The organism is Streptomyces sp. MK37H (genome assembly GCF_018035285.1).
GTDB classification, from domain to species: Bacteria; Actinomycetota; Actinomycetes; order Streptomycetales; family Streptomycetaceae; genus Streptomyces; species Streptomyces endocoffeicus.
In genome coordinates, this window is sequence record NZ_JAAAYH010000397.1 from 1 (window position 1) to 8399 (window position 8399).

The 8399-nt window shown below is 72.2% G+C and carries 6 protein-coding genes, 1 pseudogene and 1 riboswitch; of the genes and pseudogenes, 4 read left to right on the forward strand and 3 right to left on the reverse strand.

What is annotated here, in order from left to right; genetic code table 11:
* The first annotated feature begins 155 nt into the window (after nucleotides 1-155).
* Nucleotides 156-1601, forward strand: a complete 1446-nt coding sequence (locus GWI24_RS35600) for a lipase maturation factor family protein (protein ID WP_210950167.1) — start codon at nucleotides 156-158, stop codon at nucleotides 1599-1601.
* A 42-nt stretch (nucleotides 1602-1643) separates the two neighbouring features.
* Here the strand turns inward: GWI24_RS35600 and GWI24_RS35605 are convergent, their stop codons facing one another.
* Nucleotides 1644-1919 (reverse strand): hypothetical protein, encoded by a 276-nt coding sequence (locus tag GWI24_RS35605; protein WP_210950168.1) that lies wholly within the window; start codon nucleotides 1917-1919, stop codon nucleotides 1644-1646.
* A 158-nt stretch (nucleotides 1920-2077) separates the two neighbouring features.
* Here GWI24_RS35605 and GWI24_RS46415 point away from each other — a divergent pair, with 158 nt between their 5' ends.
* Nucleotides 2078-2206 carry a hypothetical protein gene (locus tag GWI24_RS46415; RefSeq protein WP_269146172.1) on the forward strand — a complete coding sequence of 43 codons (129 nt, stop codon included), beginning with the start codon at nucleotides 2078-2080 and terminating at the stop codon, nucleotides 2204-2206.
* 37 nt (nucleotides 2207-2243) lie between these two features.
* Here GWI24_RS46415 and GWI24_RS35610 read toward each other — a convergent pair whose 3' ends face one another.
* Complete coding sequence (locus tag GWI24_RS35610) at nucleotides 2244-3242, reverse strand: cation diffusion facilitator family transporter (protein ID WP_210950169.1); 999 nt, start codon at nucleotides 3240-3242, stop codon at nucleotides 2244-2246.
* Between the two features lie 318 nt (nucleotides 3243-3560).
* Here GWI24_RS35610 and GWI24_RS35615 point away from each other — a divergent pair, with 318 nt between their 5' ends.
* On the forward strand, nucleotides 3561-3815 hold the full coding sequence (locus tag GWI24_RS35615; protein WP_210950170.1) for a hypothetical protein: 255 nt from the start codon (nucleotides 3561-3563) through the stop codon (nucleotides 3813-3815).
* A 149-nt stretch (nucleotides 3816-3964) separates the two neighbouring features.
* Here GWI24_RS35615 and cobN read toward each other — a convergent pair whose 3' ends face one another.
* Nucleotides 3965-7609, reverse strand: a complete 3645-nt coding sequence (gene cobN, locus GWI24_RS35620) for a cobaltochelatase subunit CobN (protein WP_210950171.1) — start codon at nucleotides 7607-7609, stop codon at nucleotides 3965-3967.
* Nucleotides 7610-7662: 53 nt separating this feature from the next.
* Nucleotides 7663-7746, reverse strand: a riboswitch (cobalamin riboswitch).
* A gap of 142 nt (nucleotides 7747-7888) precedes the next feature.
* Here cobN and GWI24_RS35625 point away from each other — a divergent pair.
* Nucleotides 7889-8399: pseudogene (locus tag GWI24_RS35625) on the forward strand (nitrite reductase); the annotation flags it as partial.

Consider the following 8399-nt stretch of genomic DNA (forward strand, 5'->3'; position numbering starts at 1 on the left):
TGGGCACGGCACGGATAACCCCTAAACCGACCCCCCCTAGGCCCCCTACCGAATGAACCCGGTTCGACGTATGACCCGGCGCATGACGGGCACCCGACGGAAGTGGTACCGGATACATGCAGGTCGAAGACACACCGGCCCAGGGAGCGGTCCCCATGGAGTGGTTCACCTCATCCGACTACTGGCTGAGCCGGCTGGTCTTCCAACGGGGGCTGGCCGCCATCTATCTGATCGCCTTTCTGGTGGCGGCCCGGCAGGGGCGGGCGCTGCTCGGCGAGCGGGGGCTGACACCGGTGCCGCGCTTCCTGGAGCGGGTGCCGTTCCGCCGCTCGCCCAGCCTGTTCCATCTGCACTACTCCGACCGGTTCTTCGCCTGCTGCGCCTGGCTGGGGGCCGCACTGTCGGCCGCGCTGCTGGTGGGGGCGGCGGACCGGGCGCCGCTGGCCGTCGCGATGCTGGCGTGGCTGGTGCTGTGGCTGCTGTATCTGTCGATCGTCAACGTGGGGCAGGTGTGGTACGGCTTCGGCTGGGAGTCCCTGCTGCTGGAGTCGGGGTTCCTCGCCGTGTTCCTGGGCAATGAGCACACCGCGCCGCCCGTGCTCATCCTGTGGCTGACACGCTGGCTGCTGTTCCGGGTGGAGTTCGGCGCCGGGCTGATCAAGATCCGTGGGGACCGCTGCTGGCGGGACCTGACCTGTCTGTACTACCACCATGAGACCCAGCCGATGCCGGGGCCGCTGAGCTGGTACTTCCACCATCTGCCGAAGCCGCTGCACCGGGTGGAGGTGGCGGCCAACCATGTGGCGCAGCTGATCGTGCCCGTGGTGCTGTTCACCCCGCAGCCGGTCGCGAGCGTGGCCGCGGGGATCGTCGTGGTCACCCAGCTGTGGCTGGTGGCCTCGGGGAACTTCTCCTGGCTCAACTGGCTGACGATCCTGCTGGCGCTCCCGGCGGTCGACGGGCGCCGGGCCGCGGAGGTGCTGGGGCTGCCCGGGCCACCGGACCTCGCCGCTCCCCCGGTCTGGTACGAGGCGGTGGTGCTGGCCGCCACCGCCCTGGTGCTGGTGCTCAGCTACTGGCCGGCCCGCAATCTGCTGTCGGGCCGTCAGCTGATGAACTTCTCGTTCAATCCGCTGCACCTGGTCAACACCTACGGGGCGTTCGGCAGCGTCAACCGCAGCCGGCAGGAGGTGGTGATCCAGGGCACCGGCGACGCGGTCCTCACCCCGGACACGGTCTGGCATGACTATGAGTTCCGGGGCAAGCCGGGCGATGTGCGCCGGTTGCCGCGCCAGTACGCCCCGTACCATCTGCGGCTGGACTGGATGATGTGGTTCGCGGGGCTCTCAGCGGGCTACGCCGGGTCCTGGTTCACCCCGCTGATCGGGAAGCTGCTGGTCAACGACCGGGCGACGGTGAAGCTGCTGCGCGCCAATCCCTTCCCGGGGACGCCGCCCACCCATCTGCGGGCGCGGCTGTATCTCTACCGCTTCACCACCCGGGCGGAGCGGCGGGCCACCGGGGCCTGGTGGCACCGCACCTTGCTGAGCGAGTTCCTGCCGCCGGTCAGGCTGGAGGATCAGGGCTCGTCACGGGCGTGACATCAGGCCGGGATGAGACTGAGGCGGCTGCCGCGCCCGGGCTCAGGCGGCTGCCGGGCCCGGGCTCAGGCGGCTGCCGCCGAGGCCCAGGGGCCCGGGCTCACTCGGCTCAGGCGGCGGCGCCCCTCGCGTTCGGAGTCTCGGCCCCGGGCGGGGGTTGCGCAGCACGGCGTACCCGACGCCGGCGCCCACCGCGATCGGCCATTCCAGGACTCCGGCGAGGCCCATCGCGCCGAGGCCGAGGTAGAGCGGCTGCCCGCCCTTGGCGGGCAGCATCCGCCGTGCGGTCCTGATCGGCTCGCGGTCTGAGGATGGCACCCGAGAACTGGACATCTCGGGTGTTTCTCACCCAGATCTTTCCGTCTGTTAACCGGACGCTCACCCGATGTGTGCCGCCCGCTTTCCGGCCCCGGTCAGGCTATGGAACTGGAAGCGGATGCCTCGCTTCCGATCGTGTTCCATCCAGTGAGGTACTCATGGCCGACATTCTTACGACCGTCCTGGTCAAGCTGGCCCAACTCGCGCTGGAGGCGTTGGTCGCCCAGCTCGCGAAGACGCTTCTGACCGCCGCCTTCAGGCCGACCGCCGCCCCGGCCGCGGCCTGACACCACCGCCGACCCGCCGGCCGTTCCCGGACCCCGCTCAGTGGCCGTACGACGCGGCCCGGTGCACCGGGCCGTGGGCGGTCGGACAGTGCTCTCCCTCTGAACGTTCCCGCTCGGCGGGCTCGTCCAGATGGTCCACCTGCAGCGTGGTGTGGGTGATCCCGTACTCGCCGCTCAACACCGCCTCCAGGTCCTCCCGCACGGCGTGGCAGTCGCCGCCCGCCGCCACCAGGACATGGGCGGAGAGCGAGACCTCGCCCGAGGTGATCTGCCAGACATGCAGATCGTGCACCTCGGCCACCTGCCCATGGGCCACCAGCCGGCCACCCACCTCATCGGGCTCGACGCCGGCGGGGGCGGCCTCCAGCAGCACCCGGCCGGAGGCCCGCAGCAGCTCCACACCCGCCTTGATCATGAGGAGCACCACCAGCAGACCGGCGATCGCGTCGGCCCGGGCGAAGCCCGTCGTCACCACCACCAGTCCCGCGATGGCGGTGGCGATGAAGGCGTAGAGATCGTTGAGCACATGCTGGAAGGCGCCCTCGACATTGAGCGAGGAGCGGTTCGCCTTCGACATGCACCACGCGGCCGCGAGATTCACCACCACCCCGGCCAGCGCGGTGGTCAGCACCAGACCACCGGTCACCTCGGGCGGATCGATCAGCCGTCCCACACCCTCATAGCCGAGATAGGCGCCGAGCAGCAGCAGGGAAAGCCCATTGGCCTGGGCGGAAAGGATTTCCGACCGCTTGAGCCCATAGGTGTATCCGCCACGTGCGGGGCGCGCCGAGAGCCGGATCGCGATGAGCGCGAGAACGATCGAGGCGGCGTCGGTGAGCATATGGGCCGCGTCGGACAGCAGTGCCACGGAGCGGGCGACGATCCCGACGATGACCTCCACCGCCATGAAGCCGCTGATCAATGCGAGGGCGAGGGTCAGCCAGCGGCGGTCGGCGTTCTCCGCCACCCCGTGGGTGTGGCCGCCGTGGCCGGGCCCGCCGTGCCCCTCGTCGGGTCCGTGCGCATGAGCTCCCACCGGCTCCTCCTCGGATCGTCTTCGGGACAGCGCAATTGAAACAGGCCCGAGGGGAATTCACCAAAGGCTGCAATGGACACGGTTATCAATAAACTCTTGCCCCGGCGGCGAATGTGCTTTATGAATGCGGCAATGCTTTTCATTTCGCCGTGCGAAAAGGGGAACGACCCGGTCGCCCCGGGCGTGTCACCGTGGAGCCGCCAGGTCGGGCCACCAGGCAGTCGCTGACATGTGCGACACCACGCCGATGCGGGTGAGACCGGCGTGCGGAAGGTGACCCGGCGAGGCGCGGCGCGTTGTCCGAATATGACGACGACGATGCGACGCCGTTCTCTCTCGCAGCCGAGCAGAGCGCTGGACCGGAGCACCGAAGGCGACGGAACGGTTCATCAGACCGTTCACACATCCACATCCGTACCGATCTACGCGGCGCTGGTCGAGCGCTGGGCCTCCGCGGGGCGCGCGGTGCCCGGGCGCTACGACCGCGAGTGGACCGAACTGGTCAACTGTCCCCCTTGGCCGGACCGGGTCCGGGCGGCGACCCGCCCGGCGGCGCACTCGTCCGCCGACTGAGCCACCGCCGGACCCACCGGACCCGCCACCCGGCTCATCGCGCGGCGGTGCGCCTCATCGCGCCGGGACGCGCGGGGAAGCGGCGGCCGCACGAGGAAGCGGCGGCCGCACGGGGAAGCCGCGGACGCGCGGGGAAGCCGCGGACGCGCCTACTCGTCGTCCCCGCCCTCCAGGCCGCCCTCCGTCTCCAGGTACAGCTCCCGCACCCGCTCCAGCACCTCCGGGTCGGGCTCGTCCCACAGCCCGCGGCTCTCGGCCTCCAGCAGCCGCTCGGCCATGCCGTGCAGCGCCCAGGGGTTGGCCTCCTCCAGGAAGGCGCGGTTCTCCGGGTCGAGCAGATAGGTCTGGGCGAGCTTGTCGTACATCCAGTCGGCGACCACGCCCGTGGTCGCGTCGTAGCCGAAGAGGTAGTCGACCGTCGCGGCGAGCTCGAAGGCGCCCTTGTAGCCGTGGCGGCGCATCGCCTCGATCCAGCGCGGGTTGACCACCCGGGCCCGGAAGACCCGTGAGGTCTCCTCGTGGAGGGTGCGGGTGCGGACCGTCTCGGGGCGGGTGGAGTCGCCGATGTACGCGGCGGGTGCGGTGCCCTTCAGGGCGCGCACGGTGGCGACCATGCCGCCGTGGTACTGGAAGTAGTCGTCGGAGTCGGCGATGTCGTGCTCGCGTGTGTCGGTGTTCTTGGCCGCGACCGCGATCCGGCGGTAGGCGCTCTCCATCTCCTCGCGCGCCGGGCGCCCCTCCAGACCGCGGCCGTAGGCGTAGCCGCCCCAGACCGTGTAGACCTCGGCGAGGTCGGCGTCGGTCCGCCAGTCGCGGCTGTCGATGAGCTGGAGCAGTCCGGCGCCGTAGGTGCCGGGGCGGGAGCCGAAGATCCGGGTGGTGGCGCGGCGCTCGTCACCGTGTGCGGCGAGGTCGGCGCGGGTGTGTGCCCGGACGTAGTTGTCCTCGTCGCTCTCGTCGAGGGCGGCGGCGAGCCGTACGGCGTCGTCCAGCAGCCCCACGACATGCGGGAAGGCGTCGCGGAAGAACCCGCTGATGCGCAGGGTGACATCGACGCGCGGGCGGCCCAGCTGGTCGAGGGGCACCGGTTCGAGCCCCGTCACCCGGCGCGAGGCGTCGTCCCACACCGGGCGGATGCCCAGCAGCGCCAGCGCCTCGGCCACATCGTCGCCGGAGGTGCGCATCGCGCTCGTCCCCCACAGCGAGAGGCCGACGGACTTCGGCCACTGACCGTCGTTGTCGGCGCGGTAGCGCCCCAGGAGCGAATCGGCGAGGGCCTGGCCGGTCTCCCAGGCCAGCCTGCTGGGCACGGCCTTGGGGTCGACGGAGTAGAAGTTGCGGCCGGTCGGCAGGACGTTGACCAGTCCGCGCAGCGGCGAGCCGGACGGCCCAGCGGGGACGAAGCCGCCGTTCAGCGCGTGCACGGCGTGGTCGATCTCGTCCGTCGTGGCGGCCAGCCGGGGTACCACCTCGCGGGCGGCGAAGTCGAGGACCGCGGAGACCGCGGGGCGCTGGTCGTCGGGCAGGGCGAGGACGGCCCTCTCGACCGCCTCCGGGGCCCATGCGGCGTCCTCCATCGCCTGGACCAGCGCGCGGGCCCGCTCCTCGGCCTCGTCGGCGCCGGTACGGGTGGCGGCCGACTCGTCCAGGCCGAGCGCCTCGCGCAGACCGGGGAGCGCGGACGTACCGCCCCAGATCTGGCGGGCGCGGAGGATGGCCAGTACGAGGTTGACGCGCTCGGGCCCGGTCGGCGCGCCGCCGAGGACATGCAGTCCGTCGCGGATCTGGGCGTCCTTGACCTCGCACAGCCAGCCGTCGACATGCAGCAGGAAGTCGTCGAAGCCGTCGTCGTCCGGCCGCTGCTCCAGGCCCAGGTCGTGGTCGAGCCGGGCGGCCTGGATGAGGGTCCAGATCTGGGCGCGGATGGCGGGGAGCTTGGCCGGGTCCATCGCGGAGATGGCCGCGTACTCGTCCAGCAACTGTTCCAGCCGCGCGATGTCGCCGTAGGAGTCGGCGCGGGCCATCGGCGGCACGAGGTGGTCGACCAGGGTGGCGTGGACGCGGCGCTTGGCCTGGGTGCCCTCGCCCGGGTCGTTGACCAGGAAGGGGTAGATCAGCGGCAGATCGCCGAGCGCGGCGTCGGGGCCGCAGGCGGCGGACAGCCCGGCGTTCTTGCCCGGCAGCCACTCCAGGTTGCCGTGTTTGCCCAGGTGGACCATGGCGTCGGCGCCGAAGCCACCGTCCGTCTGCGCGGTGGCCATCCAGCGGTAGGCGGCCAGGTAGTGGTGCGAGGGCGGCAGATCGGGGTCGTGGTAGATGGCGATGGGGTTCTCGCCGAAGCCGCGCGGCGGCTGGATGACCACCAGGAGGTTGCCGCGGCGCAGCGCGGCCAGCACGATCTCGCCCTCGGGGTCGCGGCTGGTGTCCACGAACATCTCGCCGGGCGGCGGGCCCCAGTGCTCCTCGACCGCGTCCCGGAGCTCCCGCGGGAGCGTGGCGTACCAGCGGCGGTAGTGGGCGGCCGGGATGCGGACGGGGTTGCGGGCGAGCTGCTCCTCGGTGAGCCACTCCTGGTCATGGCCGCCCGCCTCGATGAGGGCGTAGATCAGCTCGTCGCCCTCGCCGGAGGCCAGGCCCGGAAGCGCGTCCGGTCCGTCCTCGGGGCCGAGGTCGTAGCCTTCGGCACGCAGCCGGCGCAGCAGGGCGACGGCGCTCGCGGGGGTGTCGAGGCCGACGGCGTTGCCGATCCGGGAGTGCTTGGTGGGGTAGGCGGAGAGGACGAGCGCCAGCCGCTTGTCGGCGGCGGGGATATGGCGGAGCCGGGCGTGTCGTACCGCGATTCCGGCGACACGCGCGGCGCGCTCGGCATCGGCGACATAGACCGGCAGACCGTCCTCGTCCACCTCCTTGAACGAGAACGGCACGGTGATGAGCCGCCCGTCGAACTCGGGGACGGCGACCTGGGTCGCGGCGTCCAGCGGCGAAAGACCCTCGTCGTTCTCCTCCCACGCGGCGCGCGGCGAGGTCAGGCACAGCGCCTGGAGTACGGGCACGTCGAGCGCGGTGAGCGCGCCCGCGTCCCACGCCTCGTCGTCGCCGCCCGCGGACGCCTCGGCGGGGCGGGTGCCGCCGGCCGCGAGGACGGTGGTGACGATGGCGTCGGCCGCGCCGAGGGCCTCGATCAGCTCGGGCTCGGGCGCGCGCAGCGAGGCGACGAACAGCGGCAGCGGGCGGCCCCCGGCGTCCTCCACGGCGCGGCACAGGGCCTCCACGAAGGCGGTGTTGCCGCTCATGTGGTGGGCGCGGTAGTAGAGCACCGCGACGGTCGGGCCGGTGGTGTCGCCGCGGTCGGCCGCGCGGGCGGTGCGCTCCAGCGGACCCCAGGTGGGCGCGGGCGCGGGCGGTTCGAAGCCATGGCCGGTGAGCAGCACCGTGTCGGAGAGGAACCGGGCCAGCTGCCCCAGGTTGGCGGGCCCGCCGTGGGCGAGGTAGGCGTGGGCCTCGGCGGCGATGCCGACCGGGACCGTGGACGCCTCCATGAGCTGGGCGTCGGGCGCCTGTTCACCGCTGAGGACCACGACGGGGAGGTCGCCCGCGAGCAGCGTGTCGAGCCCCTCCTGCCAGGCGCGGATGCCGCCGAGGAGCCGTACGACGACGAGTTCGACGCCGTCGAGCAGGCCGGGGAGGTCCTCGAGGGCGAGGCGGGCCGGGTTGGCGAGGCGGTACGGCACCGGGCCCGTGGCGGCACGGGCGCTGAGCAGGTCGGTGTCGGACGTCGACAGCAGCAGAATCATGCGGCGCATGCCTTCCTCGGGGTCCGCGCCCCGGGCGGGTTGAAGACGGCGGCAGTTCCTGGCTCGCGCGCCCGCTGCCGTTCGGCAGCCGCCGCGCTCACAGTGGCGGGACCGCGCCGGATTTCCACCGGCTTCCTACCGTGAGTGCCGTCTTGGCGTTCGGCGGGCCGGGACCGACCCGCCGATGAGCATAGTAAGCGTTGCTGACCTGCCACGGGACGGTGCGTTCCGGTCTCCGTGGAGCCTGGCCGGGGCGGTGGGCCGGACCGGATCGTCGGTATGCTCGCCGCCATGCCCCTCCCCCCGACAACCACCCCATCCGGGGATGAAACCCCCGTGCGCGGGCGCGATGACGCCTGTCCGGGCGCGCTGCGACTGCACCCGGCGGACGACGGTGCGCTGGCCCGGATCCGGGTACCGGGTGGGCTGCTGACGAGCCGTCAGGCGCAGGCGCTGGGACGGGTGGCCGAGGAGCTGGGCGACGGGCGGCTGGACATCACCTCACGGGGCAATGCGCAGGTGCGCGGCCTGGCGGCGGGGTGCGGCGCGGAGCTGGCGGCCCGGCTGCGGGCGGCCGGACTGCTGCCCTCGGACCGCCATGACCGGGTGCGCAACATCGTGGCGTCGCCGCTGGCCGGCCTGGACGGTGACGGGCACGCCGATGTGGTGGCGTGGGTACGGGAGTTGGATGCCGTGCTGTGCGACGACACATTGGTGGGGAACGGGGAATTGCCGGGCTTGTCGGGCAGGTTTCTGTTCGCGCTGGACGATGGGCGTGGCGATGTGGCCG

What these genes read in the sequence shown, in the direction of transcription:
- GWI24_RS35600 (WP_210950167.1), top strand. Translation starts at nt 156, where the DNA reads ATGGAGTGGTTCACCTCATCCGACTACTGGCTGAGCCGGCTGGTCTTC.
- GWI24_RS46415 (WP_269146172.1), top strand. Translation starts at nt 2,078, where the DNA reads ATGGCCGACATTCTTACGACCGTCCTGGTCAAGCTGGCCCAACTCGCG.
- GWI24_RS35615 (WP_210950170.1), top strand. Translation starts at nt 3,561, where the DNA reads ATGCGACGCCGTTCTCTCTCGCAGCCGAGCAGAGCGCTGGACCGGAGC.
- cobN (WP_210950171.1), bottom strand. Translation starts at nt 7,609, where the DNA reads ATGATTCTGCTGCTGTCGACGTCCGACACCGACCTGCTCAGCGCCCGT.